Source organism: Anaeromyxobacter sp. PSR-1, assembly GCF_000964525.1.
Taxonomy (GTDB): domain Bacteria; phylum Myxococcota; class Myxococcia; order Myxococcales; family Anaeromyxobacteraceae; genus Anaeromyxobacter.
This window is the reverse complement of record NZ_BAZG01000014.1, coordinates 1-23,429: the sequence shown is the minus strand read 5'-3', so window position 1 is coordinate 23,429 and position 23,429 is coordinate 1. Positions and strand designations below refer to the sequence as shown.

At 74.2% G+C, this 23,429-nt stretch carries 14 protein-coding genes and 1 pseudogene; 5 read left to right on the top strand and 10 right to left on the bottom strand.

Features of this window, described 5'->3' with window-relative positions:
* Window positions 1-230: 230 nt before the first annotated feature.
* Window positions 231-1,631, top strand: a complete 1,401-nt coding sequence (locus tag PSR1_RS04420) for a sigma-54 dependent transcriptional regulator (protein WP_059436423.1) — start codon at window positions 231-233, stop codon at window positions 1,629-1,631.
* A gap of 122 nt (window positions 1,632-1,753) precedes the next feature.
* On the opposite strand, the gene ccsB is transcribed toward PSR1_RS04420, so the two are convergent.
* Both ccsB and PSR1_RS04410 read right to left on the bottom strand, forming a co-directional pair.
* Entirely contained in the window at window positions 1,754-2,611 is an 858-nt protein-coding gene (ccsB, locus tag PSR1_RS04415) for a c-type cytochrome biogenesis protein CcsB (RefSeq protein WP_059436422.1), read from the bottom strand.
* Between the two features lie 10 nt (window positions 2,612-2,621).
* Window positions 2,622-4,250, bottom strand: a complete 1,629-nt coding sequence (locus PSR1_RS04410) for a cytochrome c biogenesis protein ResB (protein ID WP_237757813.1) — start codon at window positions 4,248-4,250, stop codon at window positions 2,622-2,624.
* Window positions 4,251-4,579: 329 nt separating this feature from the next.
* Here PSR1_RS04410 and PSR1_RS04405 point away from each other — a divergent pair, with 329 nt between their 5' ends.
* A complete protein-coding gene (locus tag PSR1_RS04405; protein ID WP_059436421.1) occupies window positions 4,580-5,245 on the top strand; it encodes a hypothetical protein in 666 nt (221 codons plus the stop codon).
* Between the two features lie 31 nt (window positions 5,246-5,276).
* On the opposite strand, the gene PSR1_RS04400 is transcribed toward PSR1_RS04405, so the two are convergent.
* The gene (locus PSR1_RS04400) at window positions 5,277-6,272 is read right to left on the bottom strand and encodes an ATP-dependent DNA ligase (RefSeq protein ID WP_272946329.1); all 996 of its coding nucleotides are present in this window, start codon (window positions 6,270-6,272) and stop codon (window positions 5,277-5,279) included.
* A 400-nt stretch (window positions 6,273-6,672) separates the two neighbouring features.
* On the opposite strand from PSR1_RS04400, the gene gltB reads away from it, so the two are divergent.
* Both gltB and PSR1_RS04390 read left to right on the top strand, forming a co-directional pair.
* Complete coding sequence (gene gltB, locus PSR1_RS04395; RefSeq protein WP_059436446.1) at window positions 6,673-11,280, top strand: glutamate synthase large subunit; 4,608 nt, start codon at window positions 6,673-6,675, stop codon at window positions 11,278-11,280.
* Window positions 11,281-11,282: 2 nt separating this feature from the next.
* Window positions 11,283-12,770: a glutamate synthase subunit beta gene (locus PSR1_RS04390; protein ID WP_059436419.1), complete on the top strand. Its 1,488-nt coding sequence runs from the start codon at window positions 11,283-11,285 to the stop codon at window positions 12,768-12,770.
* A 76-nt stretch (window positions 12,771-12,846) separates the two neighbouring features.
* On the opposite strand, the gene PSR1_RS04385 is transcribed toward PSR1_RS04390, so the two are convergent.
* The 7 genes from PSR1_RS04385 to fdhD form a co-directional block, all read right to left on the bottom strand.
* The gene (locus PSR1_RS04385) at window positions 12,847-13,518 is read right to left on the bottom strand and encodes a hypothetical protein (protein ID WP_059436418.1); all 672 of its coding nucleotides are present in this window, start codon (window positions 13,516-13,518) and stop codon (window positions 12,847-12,849) included.
* Window positions 13,519-13,812: 294 nt separating this feature from the next.
* Window positions 13,813-15,174, bottom strand: a complete 1,362-nt coding sequence (locus PSR1_RS04380; RefSeq protein ID WP_059436417.1) for an OFA family MFS transporter — start codon at window positions 15,172-15,174, stop codon at window positions 13,813-13,815.
* A gap of 48 nt (window positions 15,175-15,222) precedes the next feature.
* Window positions 15,223-16,236 (bottom strand): GTP 3',8-cyclase MoaA, encoded by a 1,014-nt coding sequence (gene moaA / locus PSR1_RS04375; RefSeq protein ID WP_059436416.1) that lies wholly within the window; start codon window positions 16,234-16,236, stop codon window positions 15,223-15,225.
* The gene (gene nrfD / locus PSR1_RS04370) at window positions 16,220-17,419 is read right to left on the bottom strand and encodes an NrfD/PsrC family molybdoenzyme membrane anchor subunit (RefSeq protein WP_059436415.1); all 1,200 of its coding nucleotides are present in this window, start codon (window positions 17,417-17,419) and stop codon (window positions 16,220-16,222) included. The genes moaA and nrfD overlap by 17 nt, the downstream gene beginning before the upstream one ends.
* Window positions 17,419-18,351 carry a 4Fe-4S dicluster domain-containing protein gene (locus PSR1_RS04365; protein WP_059436414.1) on the bottom strand — a complete coding sequence of 311 codons (933 nt, stop codon included), beginning with the start codon at window positions 18,349-18,351 and terminating at the stop codon, window positions 17,419-17,421. The genes nrfD and PSR1_RS04365 overlap by 1 nt, the downstream gene beginning before the upstream one ends.
* A 17-nt stretch (window positions 18,352-18,368) precedes the next feature.
* Complete coding sequence (gene fdh / locus PSR1_RS04360) at window positions 18,369-21,659, bottom strand: formate dehydrogenase (protein ID WP_152643301.1); 3,291 nt, start codon at window positions 21,657-21,659, stop codon at window positions 18,369-18,371.
* A 64-nt stretch (window positions 21,660-21,723) separates the two neighbouring features.
* Window positions 21,724-22,584, bottom strand: coding sequence for a formate dehydrogenase accessory sulfurtransferase FdhD (fdhD, locus tag PSR1_RS04350; RefSeq protein WP_059436412.1), 861 nt, complete (start codon window positions 22,582-22,584; stop codon window positions 21,724-21,726).
* 309 nt (window positions 22,585-22,893) lie between these two features.
* Between fdhD and PSR1_RS04345 the strand changes: the two are divergent.
* Window positions 22,894-23,429: pseudogene (locus PSR1_RS04345) on the top strand (DNA helicase); the annotation flags it as partial.

The window sequence follows — 23,429 nt, the reverse complement described above, 5'->3', positions numbered from 1 at the left end:
CGGGCCGCAGGCGCGCGCCGGCGCACGGCCGCACGGAATGCGCGCCGGCCCGGGACGGCCCCGGCGCCGGGCCCGGCGCGGAGCCAGGCGCGGAAAAGCACCGCGGGGCCGCGAAGGTGCGCGGGGATGCGGCGCGGCGCACGCACCGTGCGGGCAGCCGGCGCGCAATTCGTGCACGCAAGGTCGGTTGATTCCCGGGTACGGGAGTTGCTATCCCCCGGACCGGCAAGATGAAGCGCGACCGCATCCTCGTCATCGACGGCAACCCGCTCGACGGGGCCGCCCTCCGGGCAGCCCTGTGCGAGCGCGGCTTCGACGCGGTCGAGGCGTCGAGCGCGGAGGGCGCGCTCGCGCTGGTCCCGAGCTTCCAGCCTGCGGCGGTGCTGGCCGACGTGACGCTCCCAGGCTGCGAGGGGGGCGAGCTGGCCGGCCGCCTGCGCGAGCTGGGGTCCGACGCGGCGGTGGTGGTCGCCGCGCCGCACGACCGGCTGGAGGCCGCGGTCCAGGCGCTGCGCGCCGGCGCGGAGAGCTTCCTGGTCCGCCCGGTGGACGCCGGCCAGGCGCTGGTGGTGCTGCAGAAGGCGCTCGAGAAGCGCGGGCTGCGCCGCGACCGCGCCGAGCTGCGCGAGCGCGTCCGCGCGCGCGCCGCCCTGGTGGGCGCCGCCCCCGAGATGCAGGGCGTCATCGAGCTGGTGCGCCGCGTGGCGCCCACCAAGGCGACCGTCCTGGTGCTCGGCGAGTCCGGCACCGGCAAGGAGCACGTCGCCCAGGCGCTGCACGAGGCCTCGCCTCGCCGCGACCGGCCGTTCGTGCGGGTGAACTGCGCGGCGCTCTCCGAGGCGCTGCTCGAGTCCGACCTCTTCGGCCACGAGCCGGGGGCGTTCGCCGACTCCGAGGAGCGCCACCTCGGCAAGCTCGAGCTCGCCGACGGCGGGACCCTGTACCTGCACGAGGTGGGGAGCCTGCCGCCGCCGGTCCAGGTGAAGCTGCTCCGCGTCCTGCAGCAGGGCGAGATGGAGCGGATGGGCGGCCGGGAGACGCTGCGGGTGGACGTGCGGGTGGTGGCGGGCGCGCAGCACGACCTCGCCGAGGAGGTCCGCGCCGGCCGGTTCCGCGACGATCTCTACTACCGGCTGAACGTGGTGGCGGTGGCGCTGCCGCCGCTGCGCGAGCGCAAGGGCGACATCCCCGCGCTCGTGAACCACTTCCTCGAGGCGGCGGCCCGCACCCAGGGCAGCGAGGTGGTGGGCGTGACCCCGGGGACGCTCTCGGCGCTGTTCGCCTACGACTGGCCGGGCAACGTGCGCGAGCTGGCGAGCGTGGTCGAGCACGCGGTGTCGGTGGCGCGCGGCCGCGAGATCACCGCCGAGGACCTCTCCCCGGTGCTGCACGGCGCGCGGCCGGAGGAGAGCGGCGCCTCGGCCCTCATCCCGGGCGCCACGCTCTTCGAGATCGAGCGCGAGGCGATCCTGCGCACCCTGGAGCAGTGCGGCGGCTCGACCGCGCGCGCCGCCGAGGTGCTGGGCGTCTCGGTGCGGAAGATCCAGTACCGGCTGAAGGAGTACCGGAGCGGCGTCCCCGGGCGCCGGCACCCCGAGCTCGACGACGCCTACGCCGAGGCGCACAAGTAGCGCCGCGCCGCGGTCCGTCCCTCGCCGCGCCTCCCCCACGGGCCGAAAAAAAGCCGCCCGGCAGTGGTGTGCCGGGCGGCCCCGAGCGCGCGGGGGGTGCGCGCTCTCCCTGGAGATCGGTGCTACCCGGTGTAGACGTGCGCGCTCTCCTCGGCGGTGGGCAGCATGCTCATCCCGAGGTACGTGAACATCACCACCGCGAAGCCGAGCAGGACCAGCCAGGCGGCGCGGTCGCCGCGCCAGCCACGCACCTTGCGCAGGTGCAGGTAGGCGCCGTAGACGAGCCAGGTCACCAGCGACCAGTTCTCCTTCGGATCCCACACCCAGAAGTCGCCCCAGGCGCTCTTCGCCCACACCGACCCGACCAGCAGGCCGACGGTGAGCAGCACGAACCCGAAGCGGATGAGCTCGTAGGTCATCTGCTCGAGGTCGAGCGCCTTGCCGGTGAGGATGGTGCCGGCGCGGAGCGTGGTGAGCCGCTGGAGGAGCGGCACGCGCGGGGCGAGGAGCTGCACCGCGGCGAGCAGCGCCGCCAGCGACACCGCCGCGTAGCCGACGAAGTAGACCACCACGTGCGGCACGAACCAGGCGGACTGGAGCGCCGGCGGCAGCTTCACGATCTCCGCGTCCCACTTGCCCAGCGCGTAGCCGAGCAGCGCCAGGGTGAGGAGCGCGGCGAGCGCGCCGAACACGCGGGTGCGGTAGAGCCGCTCGAAGGCGAGGTACACCACGCCGGTGGTGAACGCGAAGAACACCAGCGACTCGAACAGCGACTTGAACGGCGCGCGGCCCGCCTCGATCCAGCGCTCCACGATGAGGCCGGCGTTGAACGCCAGCGCGGCGCAGAGCAGCGCGGTGGCGGCGCGCCCGACGAACGCGCGGGTGGAGCGCCAGGCGGCGGCGTAGAAGCCCGCGGCGGCCGCGTACAGCGCGCCGGTGGCCACGAAGAAGGGGTGCTCGGCCAGGATGTACTGGAGCATCGCGGTCTCCTCAGGCTGCCTGCGCGGGGGAGGCGGGGACGCCGGGCTGCGAGCGGCGGCGCCCCTTCAGCCGCGGCTCGACGTAGAACATGTAGGCCACGCCCAGGCTGATGAGCGCGAACCCGGCGAACACCCAGGCGACCCCGGGGTCGTGCACCGCCTCCAGGCCGGAGTAGGTCGGGTCCTGCGGGTTGTAGTTCACCTGGTAGAGCGTCCAGCCCGCGAAGGTGACCGGCTCGTTCACGGCCACCACCGTGCGGAGCGACTCGTCGCCCCGCGTGGCGGTGACGGTCGAGAGGAACGCCTTCACCTCGCCGTCCCGGCGCTCGAAGACCAGCGCGTGATCGGCGTCGAGGAACAGCGCCTCCGGCCGGTCCGCGGCCATCGTCTTCTCGGCCGGCACGCCGTCGCGCACGGCCTCGAGCTGCACCACCGGCCGCTTCCACTCGGCCGAGGCGGTGGCGGGGACGCGCGTGCGCTGCGCCTGCGGCACGAGCGCGCCGAGCCTCACCGCGCCGCCGGCGAGCGCGAGCCCCTCGGCGAGCGCGACCTCCGACTCGCCGTCGGCGGTGTGGACGATCACCTTCCGCTCGGCGCCGGAGACGAGGAACGCGGTGAGCACGCCCGGCGGGGCGGCGGGGCGCTCCCAGCCGAACACCACCGCGGCGCGGCCGTCCGGGGTGGCGAGGCGCTCGCCCGGCAGCAGCCAGCGCGTCTGCCCCTCCAGCGTGGCCTCCAGCGCCGGCTGCCCGCCCGCCGCGACCGGCGTCACCTGGTCCTGCAGCGTGAAGTCGGGCCAGATCGCCTTCAGGCGGAACGTGTCGCCGCCCGGGAGCAGGTGCTTCGCGAGGTCGGGGTCGAAGCTCGCGGCCAGCTTCCACTGCTTGTGCGTGCCGTGCTCGTCCCGGACCAGCTCCTGGCGGTAGTAGCCGACGCGGTACTCGGTCTCGTAGTTCACCAGGTCGAACCGGTCGAGGCGCAGGTCGAAGCCGAGCGGCGCCGCGCCGCCGGTGTCCATGCCCGCCTTGGTGACGCGCACGTGCGTGGCCGTCTCGCCGCCCGCGTGCAGGTCGATGCGGCCGCGGATCGAGAGCGCGGCCGAGGCGGCGGCGCCGCCCAGCGAGGTGATGAGCCCGAGGTGGCAGAGGAAGAAGCCGGCGTTGCGCGCGCGCAGCGGCCAGCGCTGCGCGGCGGAGGCGATCACCGCCGCCCCGAACAGCGCCATCAGGCCGGCGAACGGCAGGCCGTGGAAGACGTCGTCGAGGTGCAGCCCGAGGATCAGCGGCGCGGCCGCGCCGTAGCGCAGCCGGTAGAACTCGGCCGGCTTCCCCTGCAGCACCAGCGTGCCGATGATCGCGAACACCGCCAGGGCCACCAGCAGCGTGGAGGTGAAGCGGAAGCCGGCGATGGTCGCGCGCAGGCGGCCGGGCGTGAGCAGGGCCACCGCGAGCACGACCGCGCCGGCGATGCCGCTCGCCACCACGAGCGTGAGCGCGCCCGGCGGGACCCAGACCTGGAGCAGCGCGCCCGCGAGCAGCGCGCCGGTGACGAGCAGCGCGGTGAGGCGCACCTCCATCACGGCGGGCGCCTCCGCGGCGCCGGCGGGCCTGGGCGTGGAGCGGGTCGGGCTGTCGGTCACGGGCACCTCCTCCGTTGCGGCCGTTCGGCGCGCGCGCACCAAGAGCAATCGTCGTGCCCCGTCCGGATCGGCCAAGTTCCCGGGATTGCGGGCGGACCCGGCCGTCCCTGCGGGTACGCACCGCAGGAAAAGCGACCTTGCCCTGGATCAGCGCAAACGCTGCGTGAGGGCGGGGGAGGCCGTCGCCCCGCCCTCGAGGACCCGAACCGGCGAGGGCCCGCGGCTCTTCCCGGCGGGCGGCCGGCGGCCGGCCCGCCCGCGCGGCCGGCCCGCACGCTCGGTGCGAGGCCGGCCCTCGCCCGCGCCGGCACGCTCCTTACCTTTGGAGCATGCCAAGCGACCGCATCGAGTTCGGGAGCGTCCTCGCCAAGGAGGGCTCCGACAAGAAAGTCTGGCTCATCGTGATCCCGCTCGTCCTCATCGTGGCGGCCGGCGTGGTCTGGGCCGCCGCCACGGTGTCGAAGGCGGACTCGTACCGCACCGAGGCCGAGCGCGCCCAGGCGCAGGTCTCCGAGCTGCAGAAGACCATCGACGAGCGCGACAAGCTCCTCACCCAGGCGCGGGCCGACGACGGGCTGCTCCGCAGCCCGGGCCAGGCCGCCGCGCTCCTGTTCGCGGATCCCAAGGCCAAGGAGCCGACCGAGAGCGGCATCGTGGTGGCGATGCCCGACCAGAAGGCGGTGCGGGTGATCCTGTACGGGCTGGTCGCCCCGCCCCAGGGCGAGGAGTACGTGGTGGCGGCGCGGGCGAAGGACGGCACGCGCAAGCCGCTCGGCCGGGTGATGCCGAGCGCGGACGGCGACGGCTTCCTGCTCGCGAAGGACGTGCCCGAGGGGACCGTGCGCGTGGACCTCGTGCTCGCGAAGGCGGGCGCGGAGGATCTCGCCGACGCGACGCCGCGGGTGTCGGCGCGCCACCCGACCGCCGCGAGCGAGCGCGGCATCCTGGTCGAGCAGCCTGCGCCGGCGGTGCAGGCGCGGCGCGGGCGGAGATAGCCGGCGGGCGAGGCCCGGCGCCGGGCCTCGTTCAGGCGAGGCGGTCCTCGCCGCCGGGCAGGTCGCGCAGCAGGCACTGCGCGGGCGCCTTGTCCGGGCGGACGCGCAGCAGCCGCGCGCCGTGGCGCAGGCGCCCGCCGGCCGCGTGCCGGTAGGCCACCTCCACGACGAGCTCCGGCCGGACCGGGATCCACTCGGTGGAGCGCCCGCGCGCCCAGCGCGAAGGACCGCCCGGCGCCTCGCCGGTGAACCCCGGCGCGCCCGGCGCCGCGAGCGGCTCGAGCAGCGCGGCGAACCGCTCGCGCTGCCGCGGCGCGAGCGTGACGTGCCCCACGTGGTGGAGCCGGCCGTCGGGGCCGTGCAGGCCGAGCAGCAGCGAGGCCGGCGGCCCGCCGCGCTGCCCGCGCCGGAACCCGCCCACCACCGCGTCCAGCGTCACCACCCGCTTCACCTTCACCATGGCGTCGCGCTCGCCGGACGCGTACGGCACGCCGAGCCGCTTCGCGATCACGCCGTCGGTCCCGGAGGGCGTCGCCAGCCAGGCCTCCGCGTCGGCCCGGCGCAGCGTCGCCGGCGACACCGAGAGCTCGGGCGGGAACCCGGGCGCCTCGCGCAGCAGCGCGGCGCGGCGCACCTCCAGCGGCGCCTCCACCAGCCGGCGGCCGTCCCCGTCCACGAGGAGGTCGAAGGCGACGAGCCGCGCCGGGGTCTCCCGGGCGAGGCGCTGCACCCGGGACTCGGCCGGGTGGATCCGCTGCAGGAGCGCGTCGAAGGAGAGGCCCAGCCCGGAGGGCACGACGATCTCGCCGTCGAGCACGAGCCTCGGCGCGCGGAGCGAGCGGCCGGCCGCCACCAGCTCGGGGAAGTAGCGGCCGAGCGGCTGGCCTGCCTTGGACTGCAGCACCACCTCGGCATCCTGCTTGAATAGGAGGCAGCGAAAGCCATCCCACTTCGGCTCGAACTGCCATCCCTCGTCCGCCGGGAGCACGTCCGCAAGGCGCGCTTCCATGGGCGGAAAGGGCGGCACCACGGGGAGATCGAGGGGTGGCCAGGCCACGGGAGCGCTCCCATCGACGTTGCAGTCCACAGCCTCCGCGCGCAATCCGCTGCCCGTCGAGGCGGCACGTTGCACGATTACCGGGCGCCCGCGTGCACGCTTTCCGTGCACGGCGGCGCGCGCGGCGCGCGCATCACGAGTTTCACGCCCGCTGCCTTGACGCGCTCGTCCCGGCTCGGGGACACTCGCCGGTCCATGTCAGAGACGCGGTGCGCGCGCCGGCGGCTGCGGCGCGGCGCCAGGGGATCCCGGCGGGAAGGATCGGTCCCTGGTGCGTGGTCGATGCATCCCGAACATCCATCGAACGGCTCGACCGGCCACGGGCGCGTGCCGGGCTGGTGACGACTTTCCCGTACGACTGAAGGTGAAGATGACCGAGACCGGCTATCCCCCGAAGCAGGGCCTGTACGATCCGCAGAACGAGAAGGACGCCTGCGGCTTCGGGTTCGTGGTGGACATCAAGGGGCGCGCGTCCCACGAGATCCTCGAGAACGCGCTCACCGTGCTCGTGAACCTCGAGCACCGCGGCGCCGCGGGCGCCGAGGCGAACACCGGCGACGGCGCCGGCATCCTCTTCCAGACCCCGCACGCCTTCCTCCGCGCAGAGGCGGAGAAGCTCGGCTTCGCGCTGCCCGCGCCGGGCGCCTACGCCGCCGGCATGGTGTTCCTGCCGCCGCACGAGGGCGGCCGCGCCGCCTGCGTCCGCATCTTCGAGGAGGTGGTGCGCGCCGAGGGCCTCGACGTGCTCGGCTGGCGCGAGGTCCCGACCGACGGCGCCACGCTCGGCCCCACCGCGCGGTCCAGCCAGCCGGTGATCCGGCAGATCCTGATCGGCCGCGGCGCCTCCTGCGCCGACGAGGCGGCCTTCGAGCGCAGGCTCTACGTGGTCCGCCGCCTGGTGGAGAAGCGGGTGAGCCGCTCCGCCATCCCGGGCCGCACCCACTTCTACGTGCCGTCGCTCTCCTGGAAGACGGTCGTCTACAAGGGGATGCTGAACGCCGGGCAGCTGCGCGAGTTCTACCTCGATCTGTCGCGGCCCGAGGTCGTCACCGGCCTCGCCATGGTGCACTCCCGCTTCTCCACCAACACCTTCCCGTCCTGGTCGCGGGCGCACCCGTACCGCTACATCTCGCACAACGGCGAGATCAACACGCTGCGCGGCAACATCAACTGGATGCACGCGCGCCAGTCGATGATGCGCTCGTCGCTGTTCGGCGAGGACCTGCAGAAGATCCTCACCGTCGTGGACACCGAGGGCTCCGACTCGGCCATGTTCGACAACGTGCTCGAGCTGCTCACGCTCTCCGGGCGCGAGCTGCCGCACGCCATGATGATGATGGTGCCGGAGCCCTGGGCGCGGCACGAGGGGATGAGCCCGGAGAAGCGGGCGTTCTACGAGTTCCACTCCTGCCTGATGGAGCCGTGGGACGGCCCCGCCTCGATCGCGTTCACCGACGGCGTGCGGGTGGGCGCGGTGCTCGACCGCAACGGCCTGCGCCCGAGCCGCTACTACGTCACCAGGGACGACCTGGTGGTGATGGCCTCGGAGGTGGGCGTGCTCGACGTGCCCGCCGACCGGATCCTGAGGAAGGGCCGGCTGCAGCCGGGCCGCATGTTCCTGGTGGACACCCGCGAGCAGCGCATCGTCGGGGACGAGGAGCTGAAGGAGCGCATCGCCCGCGAGAAGCCGTACGCGGCCTGGCTGGACCAGTACACCGTCCGGCTCGACCAGCTCCCGAAGCCCGCCCGCGTGATCGAGCCCGACCACGAGACCGTGCTCCGGCGCCAGGAGGTGTTCGGCTACACCGCCGAGGACGTGAAGATGATCGTCACGCCCATGGCGACCGACGGCACCGAGCCCATCGGCTCGATGGGCACCGACACGCCGCTGGCGGTGCTCTCGGAGAAGCCGCAGCCGCTGTTCAACTACTTCAAGCAGCTCTTCGCCCAGGTGACCAACCCGCCGGTGGACGCCATCCGCGAGGAGATCATCATGGCGGTGGAGACCTCCGTCGGGCCGGAGGGCAACCTCCTCGAGCCCGGCCCGGAGTGCGCCCGCCAGCTCGCGCTCCCGGCGCCGGTGATCCGCAACGAGGACCTGGAGCGGATCCGGGCGCTGGACGGCGGCCCCGCCGCGAAGGGCCTGAAGGCCATCACGCTGCCCATCCTGTTCCGCGCCGCGGACGGCGGGAACGGGCTGCGCAAGGCGCTCGAGGACCTGCGCTGGAAGGCGTCGGAGGCGATCGCCGAGGGGCACAACCTGCTCGTGCTCTCCGACCGCGGCCACGACGCCGACGACGCGCCCATCCCCTCGCTCCTCGCGGTGGCGGCGGTGCAGCACCACCTGATCCGCGAGGGCACCCGCACCCGCTGCGGCATCGTGCTCGAGTCGGGCGAGCCGCGCGAGGTGCACCACTTCGCGCTGCTCATCGGCTACGGCGCGTCGGCCGTGAACCCGTACCTCGCCTTCGAGACCATCCACGACCAGGTCCAGCTCGGGCTCATCCCCGGGCCGGCCGCCGACGCCGAGAAGAAGTACGCGAAGGCGGTGGCGAAGGGCATCGTGAAGGTGATCTCGAAGATGGGCATCTCGACCATCCAGAGCTACCACGGCGCCCAGGTGTTCGAGGCCATCGGCCTGAACCAGGACTTCATCGACGAGTACTTCACCTGGACCGCGACGCGCGTGGGCGGCGTGGGCATCGACGTGGTGGCGCGCGAGGCGCGGCTGCGCAACGAGCGCGGCTTCCCGCCCAAGCGCCCCATCGTGCACACCAGCCTGCCCGCCGGCGGCCAGTACAAGTGGCGCAACGGCGGCGAGCACCACCTCTTCAACCCGGAGACGGTGCACAAGCTCCAGTACGCCTGCCGCACCGGGAACTACCAGCTCTTCAAGGAGTACAGCGCGCTGGTGGACAACCAGGCGCGGAACCTCTGCACGCTCCGCGGCCTGATGGACCTCGTCCCCGGCCCGCGGCCGGTGCCGATCGACGAGGTCGAGCCGGTGGAGTCGATCCTGCGCCGCTTCAAGACCGGCGCGATGAGCTACGGGTCGATCTCCAAGGAGGCGCACGAGTCCCTGGCCGTCGCCATGAACCGGATCGGCGGCAAGTCGAACACCGGCGAGGGCGGCGAGGACCCGGCGCGCTACGAGAAGCTGCCGGGCGGCGACTCCAAGAGCTCCGCCATCAAGCAGGTGGCCTCCGGCCGCTTCGGGGTCACCAGCCAGTACCTGGTGAACGCGCGCGAGCTGCAGATCAAGATGGCGCAAGGCGCGAAGCCGGGCGAGGGCGGCCAGCTCCCCGGCTCGAAGGTGTACCCCTGGATCGCGAAGGTGCGGCACTCCACGCCGGGCGTGGGGCTCATCTCGCCGCCGCCGCACCACGACATCTACTCGATCGAGGACCTGGCGCAGCTCATCCACGACCTCAAGAACGCGAACCACCGCGCGCGGGTCTCGGTGAAGCTGGTGGCCGAGGTGGGCGTGGGCACCATCGCGGCGGGCGTGGCCAAGGCGCACGCCGACGTGGTGCTGATCTCCGGCCACGACGGCGGCACCGGCGCCTCGCCGCTCACCTCCATCAAGCACGCCGGCATCCCCTGGGAGCTCGGCCTGGCCGAGACGCACCAGGTGCTGGTGATGAACGACCTGCGCTCGCGCATCGCGGTGGAGGTGGACGGGCAGCTCAAGACCGGGCGCGACGTGGTGATCGGCGCGCTGCTCGGGGCGGAGGAGTTCGGCTTCGCGACCGCGCCGCTGGTGGTGCTGGGCTGCGTGATGATGCGCGCCTGCCACCTCAACACCTGCCCGGTGGGCGTGGCCACCCAGGATCCGCGGCTCCGCGCCAAGTTCACCGGCGACCCGGCCCACGTGGTCACCTTCATGCGCTTCATCGCGCAGGAGGTCCGCGAGTACATGGCCGACCTGGGCTACCGGACCATCGAGGAGATGGTGGGGCGCTCGGAGCGGCTGGAGATGCGGCGCGCGGTGGACCACTGGAAGGCGCGCAACCTCGACTTCAGCCGGATCCTGTTCAAGCCGACGGTCCCGAAGCACTACGCGCGCACCTGCCAGATCCCGCAGGACCACGGCATCGACAAGACGCTCGACGCCACCGTGCTGCTCGACCTGGCGCGGCCGGCGCTCGAGGCGCGCCAGCCGGTCCGCGCCACGCTCTCCATCCGCAACACCAACCGGGTGGTGGGCACCATGCTCGGCTCGGAGATCACGCGGCGCCACGGCCCGGCGGGCCTGCCCGACGACACGATCCGGCTGCACTTCCAGGGCTCGGCCGGCCAGTCGTTCGGCGCGTTCGTCCCGCCCGGCATGACGCTCATGCTGGAGGGCGACGCGAACGACTACGTGGGCAAGGGGCTCTCCGGCGGGCGCATCGTGGTGTTCCCGCCGCGCCAGGCCGGGTTCGTGCCCGAGGAGAACGTGGTCATCGGCAACGTCGCGTTCTACGGCGCCACCGCGGGCGAGGCGTTCGTGCGCGGCATCGCCGGCGAGCGGTTCTGCGTGCGCAACTCGGGCGTGTCGGCGGTGGTGGAGGGCGTGGGCGACCACGGCTGCGAGTACATGACCGGCGGCCGCGTGGTGGTGCTCGGCCCCACCGGGCGCAACTTCGCCGCGGGGATGTCGGGCGGCGTCGCGTACGTGCTCGACGACGGCGCGTTCGCGCGCCGCTGCAACCGCGAGATGGTGACGCTCGGGCCGGTGGCGGACACGGAGGAGGCCGCGGCGGTGCGGGCGCTGGTGGAGAAGCACGCGGCGCTCACCGAGAGCGGGCACGCCCGCCGGCTGCTCGACGACTGGGCCGGCACGCTGAAGCGGCTGGTGCGGGTCATGCCGAACGACTACCGGCGCGTGCTGGAGGCGCAGGCGCGGATGCGCGAGAAGGGGCTCACGCCGGAGCAGGCGGAGCTGGCCGCCTTCGAGGAGAACACCCAGGACGCCGCGCGCGTGGGCGGGAACTAGACATGGGCAAGCCGACCGGATTCATCGAGTTCCCCCGCGAGCCGAAGCACGAGCGGCCGCCGCTGGAGCGCATCAAGGACTGGAGCGAGGCGCACCCGCCGTACCCGGAGGACACGCTCCGCCAGCAGGGCGCGCGCTGCATGGACTGCGGCATCCCGTTCTGCCACACCGGCAAGCTCATCGCCGGCATGGCGGCGGGGTGCCCGGTGCAGAACCTCATCCCGGAGTGGAACGACCTCGTCTACCGCGGGCAGTGGGAGGAGGCGTACATCCGCCTCGCCAAGACCAACAACTTCCCCGAGTTCACCGGGCGCGTCTGCCCGGCGCCGTGCGAGGGGAGCTGCACGCTCGGCATCCACGAGCCGCCCGTCACCATCAAGACCATCGAGGCGGAGATCGTGGACCGGGCGTTCGCGGCCGGGCTGGTGCGCCCGCAGCCGCCGCCGGAGCGCACCGGCAAGCGGGTGGCGATCGTCGGCTCCGGCCCGGCGGGCCTCGCCGCCGCGCAGCAGCTCAACAAGGCCGGCCACGCGGTGACGGTGTTCGAGCGCGCCGACCGGGTGGGCGGGCTGCTCATGTACGGCATCCCGAACATGAAGCTCGACAAGGGGCTGGTGGAGCGGCGGGTGAAGCTGCTCGCCGACGAGGGCGTGCGCTTCGTCACCGAGACCGAGATCGGCCGGCACATCACGGCCGACCGGCTGGTGAAGGACTACGACGCGGTGGTGCTGGCCGGCGGGGCCACGCACGCGCGCGACCTGCCCATCGAGGGGCGCAGCCTGCAGGGCATCCACCTCGCCATGGAGTTCCTGCACGCGAACACGAAGTCGCTGCTCGACTCCAACCTCGAGGACGGCCGGTACGTCTCGGCCAAGGGCAAGCACGTGGTGGTCATCGGCGGCGGCGACACCGGCACCGACTGCGTCGGCACCGCCATCCGCCACGGGGCCCGCAGCGTGACCCAGCTCGAGATCATGGCGCGCCCGCCCGACCAGCGGCCCAGGGACAACCCGTGGCCGCAGTGGCCCCGGGTGCTGAAGACCGACTACGGCCAGGAGGAGGCGAAGGCGGTCTTCGGGCACGACCCGCGCCGCTTCTGCGCGCTCACCAAGCGCTTCATCGGGGACGCGCAGGGCAGGGTGAAGGAGCTGCACCTGGTGGAGGTGGAGTGGGTGAAGGGCCCCGACGGCCGCTCCGGCCCGAAGGAGATCCCGCACACCGACCGGATCGTCCCCGCCGACCTGGTGCTGCTCGCGCTCGGCTTCGTCGGGCCCGAGAAGCCGATGCTGCAGCAGTTCGGCGTGAAGCTGGACGACCGCGGCAACGTGTGGACCGACGAGCACCGGATGACGAGCGTGCCCGGCGTGTTCGCCGCGGGCGACATGGCCCGCGGGCAGTCGCTGGTGGTGTGGGCCATCCGCGAGGGCCGCCAGGCCGCGCAGGCGGTGGACCGGTTCCTCTCGCACGGCGAGACGGTGCTGCCCCCCTGACCCGGGCACGGCGAGGCCCCGCCCGCCCCCGGAACGCGCCGGGGTGGGCGGGGCCGCGCCTCGCCGGCGGCGGCGACTACCGCGCCCCGGACGATCCCTGCTGCTGCGCGCCGCCCTGCACCTCGATGCGGATGGCCTGCGGCTGGCCGCCCTGCTCCGAGTAGGACGCGCGCACCTGCGCGCCCTCCTTCACGTCGGAGATCGAGGCGCGCTTCCCGTCCTTCATCACCGGCGTGTCGGCCCCGACCTTGAGCTTCAGCTCCTGGCCGCCCGCCTGATCGCGCAGCACCAGCTCCTGGCTGCTCGCGCTGACCACCTGGCCGGTCGCGGTCTTCTGCTCGCCGCCCGCCTGGCCGCTCGCGCCCGCGGCGCTGCCGGTGCCGGCCGCCGCGGCGCCCGTCTGCTGCTCCGCCTGCGCGGTCTGCTGCTGGGCGGTCTGCGACTGCTGCTGCGCCTGCTGGTCCTTCTGCTCGGCGGCGCCGGTCTTCTGCTCGGCCTTCTGCCGGGCGTCCGCCAGCTTCTCCTGGGACTCGCGGAGGTCCTTCTGCGCGTCCGCGGCCTGGTCATGCTCCTTCGCGGCCTGCTTCGACGCGTCCGCCGCCTGCTCCTGGCTCCGCTCGGCCTGCTGCGACGCGGTGGCGCCCGGCGCCGAGCCCTGCTGCGAGCGATCGCCCTTGTCCTGGCAGCCTGCGACCACGAGCAGCGCCGCCGCTCCGAGGGCCACGCCCAACCCACGACTCACGTCCATGTCGTTCCCCTCCCGGCGCCGTTCAATGGGGCACCGGCGCTCAAGGTGGGAACGGCGGCCGGCGGACGCGAGGGCGGGGCGCGGGGGCGAGCGCCTGCGGCCGCGGGCGACGGCCGCCTGGCGCGCCCGCCGGAGGGGCGGGGCTCCCTCCCTGCCTCGACTCCCGCTCACCCTGAGCGTAGGCGAGCCGCAGGCTCGCCGGAGTCGAAGGGCGCTCGGGATGAGCGCCTTCGTCCGCTCACCCTCGACCGCTCACCCTGTAGGCGAGCCGACAGGCTCGCCGGAGTCGAAGGGTCAGGCGTGCACGCGCCGTGGCGGCATGAGGTGCCGCCAGCGGCTGCCCTCCTCGCGCGCCGACCCGGGGCGCCGCGTGACGATGGGCAGGATGGCGGCCACGAGCAGCATGATCGCGATCACCGGCAGCGCGCCGGAGAACGAGCCGGTGAGGTCCTTCACCCGCGCCACGAAGATGGGGCCGACGATGCCGCCCACGCCCCAGGCCAGCAGGATCCACCCGTAGTTCACGCCCATGTACTTCGTGCCGAAGTAGTCGGCGGTGAACGAGGGCATGGTGCCGAAGCCGCCGCCGTAGTCGAGCAGGACGATCGCGAACAGCAGCGCGACCAGCGGCAGCGAGTGGACGCCGCCCACCGCGAAGAAGATGACCACCTGCGAGCCGTAGATGAGCAGGTAGGCGAGGTTGCGGCCGATGCGATCCGAGATCGCGCCCCAGAAGAAGCGGCCCAGGCCGTTGAACAGCGCGATGAAGCCGTAGACCGCCAGCGCGCTCTCCGGCGACGCGCCGGTGAGCTCGCGCATGATGGGCACCGCGTTCGAGATGAACAGGATGCCGGCGGTGACGTTCAGGAACAGCATCGCCCAGAGCGCCCAGAACTGCGGCGTGCGCAGCGCCTCCGAGGGCGGGTAGTCGCGCGCCACGCGCGCGGCGGGTGCGGCGGCCGGCGCCGCCGAGGGCGCGGCCCCGGGGGCCGGCGCGGCCGCCGCCGCGGTCGGGTTCCGCATGGCGAGCGCGCAGACGCCGCCGACGATGGCGAACACCACCCCCGACCAGAGGAACGTCTGCATCACCGCCGAGACCGCGCCCGGCGACATGGCCGCGGCCGCGTCGCCGCCGTGCCGCGCCGCGAGGACCCGGCCGGCCTCGCGCGACGCCTCGGCGAAGGCGGGGACGTTCTTCAGCAGGTTGTTGTAGATGAACGCGCCCAGGCCGAAGCCCATCACCACCATGCCCGTGCCGAGGCCGCGCTTGTCCGGGAACCACTTCGTCACCGCCGCGACCGGCGTCACGTAGCCGAGGCCGAGGCCCAGGCCGCCGATCACGCCGTAGGTGGCGTAGATCCAGGGCGCCCCGAAGCGCGCCGTCCCCAGCCCGGCGAGCACGTTCCCGAGGCCCCACAGCACGATGCCGGTGACCGCCACCGGCCGCGGGCCGGAGCGGTCCTGCCAGCGGCCGCCCAGGATCGCGCCCACGCCCAGGAAGAAGATCGAGAGCGCGAACGCCCAGGTGGTGGTGGTGCTGGACCAGCCGAACGCCGCGATGAGCGGCTGGGTGAACAGGCTCCACGAGTAGACGGTGCCGAGGCACGCCATGGTGATCGTGCCGGCCACCGCGATGAACCAGCGGTTCGACGTCATGTCCTCCCCCTCCCTCCGCCGGCGGCACCCCCGCGCCGCCGGCCCCGATCAGCCGCCCAGGCCGCGCATCGGCAGGAGCACCAGCCCCGCCCCGGCGTCCTCCATGTGGTGGCGGGGTGCCTTGCGCCAGAGCGCGCCGCGCACCGCCTCCGCCAGCGCGTCGTCCCCGGCGCCGCCGCGGATCATGTCCCGCAGGTTGACGCGGTCCTGGCCGCCCAGGCAAGCCTGGAACCCGCCGTCCGCCGCCACCCGGGCGCGGTTGCAGTCCTCGCAGAAGTTCTCGGTCATGGCGCCGATGAAGCCGACGAGCCCGGTGCGCCCGGCGGCGTCGCGCGCGCGCATGTGCCGCGCCGGCCCCCAGCCCTTCCAGCCGTCCGGCTCGAGCGCGAAGCCCTGCGCCTCCAGCCCGGCGCGCACCTCGGCGAGCGGCACCGGCGCCCCGCCGCCGAACGGCATCTGCTCGATGAAGCGCGGGAGCGCGCCGCGGTCCCAGGCGTACCGCACCAGCGCGCCCAGCTCGTCCTCGTTCACGCCGCGCATCACGACCGTGTTGAGCTTGAGCGAGCGGAAGCGGCCCGCCGCGGCGTCGATGCCGGCCAGGATCCGGTCCAGGCGCGCCCCCTTGCCCGAGACGCCGCCGAGCCGCTCCGGCACCAGCGTGTCGAGCGACACGTTCACCGCGCCCAGCCCGGCCGCGCGGAGCGGCGCCACCAGCTCCTCGAGGCGGTGGCCGTTCGTGGTCAGCGCGACCTCCTCGATGCCCGGGGTGCCGGCGGCATCCGCGACGATCTCGACCAGGTCCTTGCGCAGCGTGGGCTCGCCGCCGGTGAGCCGGACGCGCCGGACGCCCAGCCCGGCGAAGACGCGCACCAGCCGCGCGATCTCGGGGCGCTGCAGGAGCGCGTCGGGCGCCTCGTGCTCGGCGGGGGAGCAGTAGGTGCAGCGGAAGTTGCACCGGTCGGTGAGCGACACGCGCAGGTAGCGGATGAGGCGCCCCTGGGCGTCGGCCAGGGCCGGCCCCTTGCGCGGCGCCGCGGGCGCGGTTTCACGGAGCTGCTCCATGCTCGGCGGTCTCCTTGCCCGTGGGATCGATGCCGGGAGGGGACGGCATGCGGGGGCGGGCCCCTTCCTTCCTAGCCAGCTCCGCCGCCCCGCGCCCGGCGCGCTGCGGCTCGAAGGTCGCGTGCGGGTCCCGCGCGGAGGCCCGGCCCGCGGCCACCACCCCGAACCGCAGCGCCAGGGTGCCCAGGAGGGCCAGCGCGCCCGACGCAGCGTGTCGTCGGCGCCAGGTCCGCTCCGGCAGGAGGTCCACCACCGCCGAGGCGAGCAGCAGGCCGCGGGCGGTGCGCAGCAGGAACCCGCCCCGGCCGCGCCGGAGCGCCCGCTCGACGCGCGGCACGGCCGCGGCCTCGCGGTGCAGCGCGCGCGACAGGGCCAGCTCGGCGCCCTTCGCCACCAGGCCGAACCGGTGGGCCATCTCCCCGCCCGGCCCGGGGGTGCGCCACAGGTCGAACAGGGCGCCCGCGCTCACCGCGCCCGAGAACGCGAACAGCACCGGCAGCGTGTTGCGGGTGGCCTGCCAGACCGGCACCGCCGTGTTCGCGAGGAGCACGCCGGTGTAGCCCACCAGCGGCAGCCCGAGCACCGCCGAGCCCGCCGCGGCGACGCCGGCGGAGCGCTCGAGCGCGCGGGGCCCCGCGACGAGCGCGGGCAGCGCGGCCGCGCCGGAGAGCGCGCCGAACCCGGTCAGCACCCAGGTCCCCATGTTCATGGGCGAGGTGGGCCGGAACACGCGCAGCATGTTGAGGAAGCGCGCCGGGCGGCCCAGGTCGCGGACGAGCAGCACCGCGCTGGCCGCGGCCCCGCCCGCCGCCACCAGGCGGCAGCGGCGCACCAGCGTGGCGGTGCCCTCGCCGCCCGCGAGCGACGCCGCGGCGCCGAGCACGGCGGACGCGCCGGCCAGCCCGCCCACGAAGAAGTACGCCGGGATCTCCCAGCGCCACACCGGCTCCTTCAGCACCGGCTGGCCGTAGTAGCTCGGCCCCTCCGGCGCCGCGAGCGCGTCGGCGGGTGGCTCGTCCCAGGCGCGCTCCGCCGGCCGGTCCCGGCCGGCCGCGGGCCCGTCCAGCGCGCGCACCCGCTGCGCCGACCCCTCGCCCAGGAGCTCGCCCAGCCGCGGGTCCACGTTGCGCCCGTCGCGCGGGCGCGCCGACTCGCGGGTGGGATCCGTGCCGGCCTCGTTCATCACGCCCTCCTCGCCGAGAGCACCGCCCCGAGCGCCAGCGCCGCCAGCGACAGCACCCCCGTCGCCATCGCGCGCCAGCTCGCCACGATCTTCGCGGTCGGCACCACGGGATCCGGCGGGAGCCCGTACACCTCGGGCCGGTCGCAGAGCAGGAAGAACGCGTGCAGCCCCTCGGTGCCGGGCTGGCTCTGCGCGCTCTCGCCGTACAGGTGCGCGCCGCCGACGCCGCGGGACCGGAGCTGCTCGACCCGGGTCCGGGCGCGCTCGCGCAGGTCCTCGAGCGGGCCGAACTGGATCGACGCCGTCGGGCACGCCTTGGCGCAGGCCGGCACCATGCCGCCCTCCAGCCGGTCGTAGCAGAGCGTGCACTTCCAGGCGCGCCCGTCGTCCTCGCGCCGGTCCACCACGCCGAACGGGCAGGCCGACACGCAGTAGCCGCAGCCGTTGCACACGTCGGGCTGGATGTAGACCGAGCCGAACTCGGTCCGCAGGATCGCGCCGGTGGGGCAGGCCTCCAGGCAGCCGGCGCGCTCGCAGTGCTTGCAGACGTCGCTCATCATCAGCCAGGAGAACTTCCCGAGCGCCTGCTGCGAGGGCCCGAGCGCGGCCGGCACGTCGGCGAGGTGCGTGGGGGCGACGTCGTGGAGCAGCGACGTCGGGGCGGGCTGGCCGAGCGGCCGGAGCTCCGCGAACGCGCCCGCGCCGGCCTCGATCCCGTCGCGCGGGCTGCCCTGGCCGGGCAGCGGCTCGGTCCGCTCCACGAAGGCCACGTGGCGCCAGGTGGACGCGCCCAGCGCGCCGGTGTTGTCGTAGCTCATCCCGGTGAGCGAGAAGCCGTCGTCGGGGAGCTGGTTCCACTGCTTGCACGCGACCTCGCAGGCCTTGCAGCCGATGCAGAGCGTCGTGTCGGTGAAGAACCCCATCTCCTGCACGGGACGCCTCCTTGCGATCAGCGGGGCTCGGGCGGCTCCACCGGCGGGCTGCGCTTCTTCGCGTGCAGGCCGGGGAGGTCGCGCGGCGCGTGGATCCGCGGCTCGGGCTCGCGCAGCGCGACGCCGTCGGTGACGGAGCGGCGGCCGCGCGCGTGGCGGCCGGAGCGGATGTCCCCGGTGAACGCCTTGGACTCCTGGATGCTGACGTTGGGATCCGCCACGAAGCCGATGAGCTCGTTGGCGGGATCGCCGGTGACCCGGCCCACGAAGCTCCAGTGGTAGGGCAGGCCGATGGTGTGGACGGTCCGGCCGCCCTTCACCCGGAGCGGACGCATGCGATCCGTGACCAGCACCCGGCACTCGATCTCGCCGCGCGCGGTGGTGATGGTGGCCCAGCCGCCGTTGCGGAGCCCGCGCTCGGCGGCCAGCTCGCGCGAGACCTCGCAGAACATCTCCGGCTGCAGCTCGGAGAGCCAGGAGAGCCAGCGGCTCATCCCGCCGGCGGTGTGGTGCTCGGTGAGCCGGTAGGTGGTGAGCACGAACGGGAAGCGCGGATCGCCCCAGGCGGCGTGGTACGGGTTGTCGCGCCGGTGCCACTCCATCCGCGCCGGGTTGCACTGCTGCGGGTAGAGCGGGTTCTCGAGGACCGACTCCTCCGGCTCGTAGTGCGTCGGGAACGGGCCGTCGAGCAGCCCGGAGGGCGCGAACAGCCAGCCCTTCCCGTCGGCCTGCATGATGAACGCGTCGTCGCCGGAGATGGCCGCGGTGCCGCGGGCCCCGGGCGGCGGGCGGTAGGAGGGCGGCCGGTCCTTCACGAAGTCCGGCACGTCGTAGCCGGTCCACTGCCGCTGCTCCTCGTCCCACCAGACGTAGCGCTTCCGCTCCGACCAGGGGCGGCCCTCGGGATCGGCCGAGGTGCGGTTGTAGAGGATGCGGCGGTTGGCGGGCCAGGCCCAGCCCCAGTCCGGCGCCACCCAGTGCTGCTCGCGCTCGGGCCGGCGGCGCGCGGTCTGGTTCACCCCGTCCCGGAAGCAGCCGGAGTAGATCCAGCAGCCGCAGGCGGTGGAGCCGTCGTCCTTCAGCTCGGCGAACCCCGGCACCGGCCTGCCGTCCGCCACGGTGAACCCGTTCACCTCGCGCAGCACCGCCTCGGCGTCGGGGTCCTCCTGCGGGCCGCGGGTGGGGTAGTCCCAGGTCAGCGCCTGGATCGCGCGGTCCTTCGGGTCGGTGGACCCGGCGTACAGCGCCTTGAGGCGCTTGCCCAGGTGGTAGGTGAAGTGCAGCTCGCTGCGGCAGTCGCCGCGCGGCTCCACCGCCCGGTGGTGCCACTGCAGCATGCGCTGCGTGTTGGTGAAGGAGCCGTCCTTCTCGGTGTGCGTGGCGGCCGGGAAGAAGAACACCTCGGTGCGGATCTCCTCGGTCCGCACCTCGCCGCGCGCGATCTCGGGGGCGGTGCGCCAGAACTCGGCGGTCTCGGTGAGCGTGAAGTCGCGCACCACCAGCCAGTCGAGCGCTCGCAGGCCCTTGCGGTGCAGCGCGCCGTGCATCGACCCGACGGTCGGGTTCTCGCCCATCACGAAGTAGCCCTTCAGCTTCCCGTCGGCCATCTCGGACACGGTCACCATGTGCGAGTGGTTCCCGGTGAGGCGCGGCAGGAGATCGAACAGGAAGTCGTTCTCCGGGGTGGCGGCGGTGCCGAACCAGGCCTTGCACAGCGAGACCACGTACTTGCGGAACTCGCTCCACCAGTGCGTGGCCGAGGCGTTGTTGTTCACGTACTGGTCCAGGCCGCGGTCGGGCAGCGACGCGTGCGGCATGGGCAGGTAGCCGGGCAGGATGTCGAACAGCGTCGGGATGTCGGTGGAGCCCTGGATCGACGCGTGGCCGCGCAGCGCCATGATCCCGCCGCCGGGCCGGCCGATGTTGCCGAGCAGGAGCTGCAGGATGGCCGCGGTGCGGATGTACTGCACGCCCACGGTGTGCTGCGTCCAGCCGACCGCGTAGCAGAACGCGCCGGTGCGCTCGCGCCCGGAGTTCCGGCCCAGCGTCTCGGCCACCTTGAGGAAGAGCGCCTTCGGGATCCCGCAGGTCTCCTCCACCATCTCCGGCGTGTAGCGGGCGAAGTGCCTCCTGAGGAGCTGGAACACGCAGCGCGGGTGCCGGAGCGTCGGGTCGGTCTCGCGCTCCAGCATCTTCGTGCCGCGCAGATCGCCGCGGCCGGCGCCCTCCTCGCCGTACACGAGCTTGTGCCCCGCGGCCGGCACCACGCCGTCCACGCCCTGGTACTTCCAGGTCTCCCACGAGTAGGTGTTCGACTCCGCGTCGAAGCCGCTGAAGAAGCCCTCCAGGTCCTCGGTGTCGCGGAAGCCCTCGTCCACGATGGTGCTCGCGTTGGTGTACGCGCGCACGTACTCCTCGAACCACAGGTCGTGCTCGAGCACGTGGTGGATGATCCCGCCCAGGAACGCGATGTCGCTGCCCGGGCGGATGGGCACGTGCAGGTCGGACACGGCGCTGGTGCGGGTGAAGCGCGGATCCACGTGGATGATCGTGGCGCCCCGGTTCTTCGCCTCCATCACCCAGCGGAACGCCACCGGGTGGCACTCGGCCATGTTCGAGCCCTGCACGACGATCCAGTCGGAGTTCTGCAGGTCGCCGGGGAAGGTGGTGGCGCCGCCGCGGCCGAACGAGATCCCCAGACCGGGGACCGTGGAGCTGTGTCAGATCCGCGCCTGGTTCTCCACCTGCACCACGCCGAGGGCGGTGAAGAGCTTCTTGAGGAGGTAGTTCTCCTCGTTGTCGAGCGTGGCGCCGCCGAGGTGCGCGATGCCGAGCGTGCGCCGCACCTGGTCGCCGTGGTGCTCGGCGCCCTCGTCCTCGACCCGCTCCTGCCAGGTCTCGTCGCGCGCCTTCTTCACGCGCTGCGCGACCATCTCCATCGCCTGCTCGAGGGGGATGGCCTCCCAGGACGTGCCGCCGGGCCGGCGGTAGAGCACCTGCTCCAGCCGGTGCGCGCCGGTCACCAGCTGGAACGTGGCCGCGCCCTTCGGGCAGAGGCAGCCCTGGGACACCGGCGAGTCGGGATCGCCCTCGATGTCGACGATCTTCTCGTCCTTCACGTAGACGAGCTGCCCGCAGCCGACCGCGCAGTAGGGGCAGATCGAGCGCGCCACGCGATCCGCCGACGCGGTGCGCGGCGCGAGCGAGCGGGTGCGCGGGGACGCGGCGGTCGAGCCCAGGCCCGACGGATCGCGGCGGCGGAGCTGGCGCAGCACGGGCCAGTCCGAGAGGACGGGGAGCTTCGGCATCGCAGGGATCTCCTGCGATGAACCTCGGTCTCGACCGGTGCCGCGGCAACCGGCCCCGCGCCGTCTAAGGTCCCGTCAGCCCGAGCCGCTCGCCGTTCGCGTAGACGTTCATGCGCTCGCCGCGCACGAACCCGCAGAGCGTCACCCCGGCCGCGCGGGCCAGGTCCGCCGCCAGGCTCGACGGCGCGGACACGCTCGCCACCACCGGCACGCCGGCGGCCGCCGCCTTCTGCACGATCTCGAAGCCGGCGCGCCCGCTCACCGCGAGCAGCGCCGGCGCGGTCGCGGCGCGCGGGCCGGCGCGGCCGGCCCGCAGCGCCGCGCCGACCACCTTGTCCACCGCGTTGTGCCGCCCCACGTCCTCGGCGGCCGCGATGGGCGCGCCGTCGCGGCCCACCAGCACGGCCGCGTGCAGCCCGCCGGTGCGCTCGAACACCGGCTGGCTGCGCGCCAGGAGCTCCATGCCCGCCGCCACGAGCGCCGGCGGGACCGGCTCGCCCGCGGGCAGCGGGCGGATCCGCTCCATGAGGTGGTCGATGGTCAGCCGGCCGCAGACGCCGCAGGCCGCGCTCACCGGGACGAAGCGGCGGCCCTCGAGGATGCGCTCCGGGTCGATCCGCATCCCGGCGGCCGACCGCACGTCCATCACGTTGCCGTAGCCCTCCTCGCCCGGCCGGCCGCAGTGGATGACCGTGCCGACGTCCTCGACGCCGGCGATGATGCCCTCGGCGAACAGGAAGCCGAGCGCCAGGTCGCCGTCCGCGCCGGGCGTCCGCATCGTGGTGGCGAGCCGCTCGCCGTCCACCCGGATCTCGAGGGGCTCCTCGACCGCGAGGGCGTCGCGCACCGCGCCGCCGTTCCGCAGCACCGTCCGCTCCGCCACCGCGCCCGCCGGCGCGGCGGCGCGCTTGAGGGAGGTTTCCATGGCGGGAAGGTAACGGAGCGGCCGCCCAGGGGGGCGGGAAAAGCAAGGAGGTGGGGCGCGCGCCGGGCGGTCCGGTCGCGCGCCCCGGGAGCTGCCGCCGTGACCCGGCAACTCGCGGGCGAAGCTAATCGAGCCGCACGGCGGACGCAGCGGTCCGGACGGGACGTTTTCGGGTCCGTCACATCCGTCCTCCTGGCCGCTCGACGGGCCGTGCTGCTCCGCGGGGCAGCCGGGGCCGCGCGGCTGCGCAAGCGATGCGCGCCGGCGGGCGTCGTGCGTCCGTCGGAGAGCCCGCTTAAGCTAGACCGCTTGCGCGCGAACCCTGCCAGCCCGGCGCCCGATCTCGAGGGCGAGCCGCTCCCCGCCGCGGCGCGCGCCATCGTGGCGGAGGAGGAGGCGCTCCTCGCGACGGTGCAGCGGGCGCTCGCGGCCCGGCTCGCGCCGGCGCGCGCGGAGGGCGACCTGGTCGAGCGCCTGCGCGACCTGCGCGACGAGGCGCTGGAGGCGACGCCCAAGGACCTGCCCACGGTGTTCCAGGAGATGGGGCTGCTGCGCGCGGTGATGGAGCGGGTCCGCCCGGACCAGCTCCCCGACCCCGCCGCGCCGTACTTCGCGCACCTGCGCGTGCACGAGGGCGGCGAGCGGCGCGACTACTTCCTCGGCCGCCACACGTTCGTGGACCGGCCCGCCGGCGTGCGCGTGGTGGACTGGCGGTTCGCGCCGGTCGCCGGGATCTTCTACCGGTACCGCGAGGGCGAGGAGTTCGAGGAGGCGTTCCCGGGCCGGGTCGCGGCCGGCACGGTCGAGGCGCGGCGGGTGGTGGTGGTGGAGCGCGGGGTGCTGAC

Coding starts and splice junctions, on each gene's coding strand:
- PSR1_RS04420 (WP_059436423.1), top strand. CDS start 231: ATGAAGCGCGACCGCATCCTCGTCATCGACGGCAACCCGCTCGACGGG.
- ccsB (WP_059436422.1), bottom strand. CDS start 2,611: ATGCTCCAGTACATCCTGGCCGAGCACCCCTTCTTCGTGGCCACCGGC.
- PSR1_RS04405 (WP_059436421.1), top strand. CDS start 4,580: ATGCCAAGCGACCGCATCGAGTTCGGGAGCGTCCTCGCCAAGGAGGGC.
- gltB (WP_059436446.1), top strand. CDS start 6,673: ATGACCGAGACCGGCTATCCCCCGAAGCAGGGCCTGTACGATCCGCAG.
- PSR1_RS04390 (WP_059436419.1), top strand. CDS start 11,283: ATGGGCAAGCCGACCGGATTCATCGAGTTCCCCCGCGAGCCGAAGCAC.
- PSR1_RS04385 (WP_059436418.1), bottom strand. CDS start 13,518: ATGGACGTGAGTCGTGGGTTGGGCGTGGCCCTCGGAGCGGCGGCGCTG.
- PSR1_RS04380 (WP_059436417.1), bottom strand. CDS start 15,174: ATGACGTCGAACCGCTGGTTCATCGCGGTGGCCGGCACGATCACCATG.
- moaA (WP_059436416.1), bottom strand. CDS start 16,236: ATGGAGCAGCTCCGTGAAACCGCGCCCGCGGCGCCGCGCAAGGGGCCG.
- nrfD (WP_059436415.1), bottom strand. CDS start 17,419: ATGAACGAGGCCGGCACGGATCCCACCCGCGAGTCGGCGCGCCCGCGC.
- fdhD (WP_059436412.1), bottom strand. CDS start 22,584: ATGGAAACCTCCCTCAAGCGCGCCGCCGCGCCGGCGGGCGCGGTGGCG.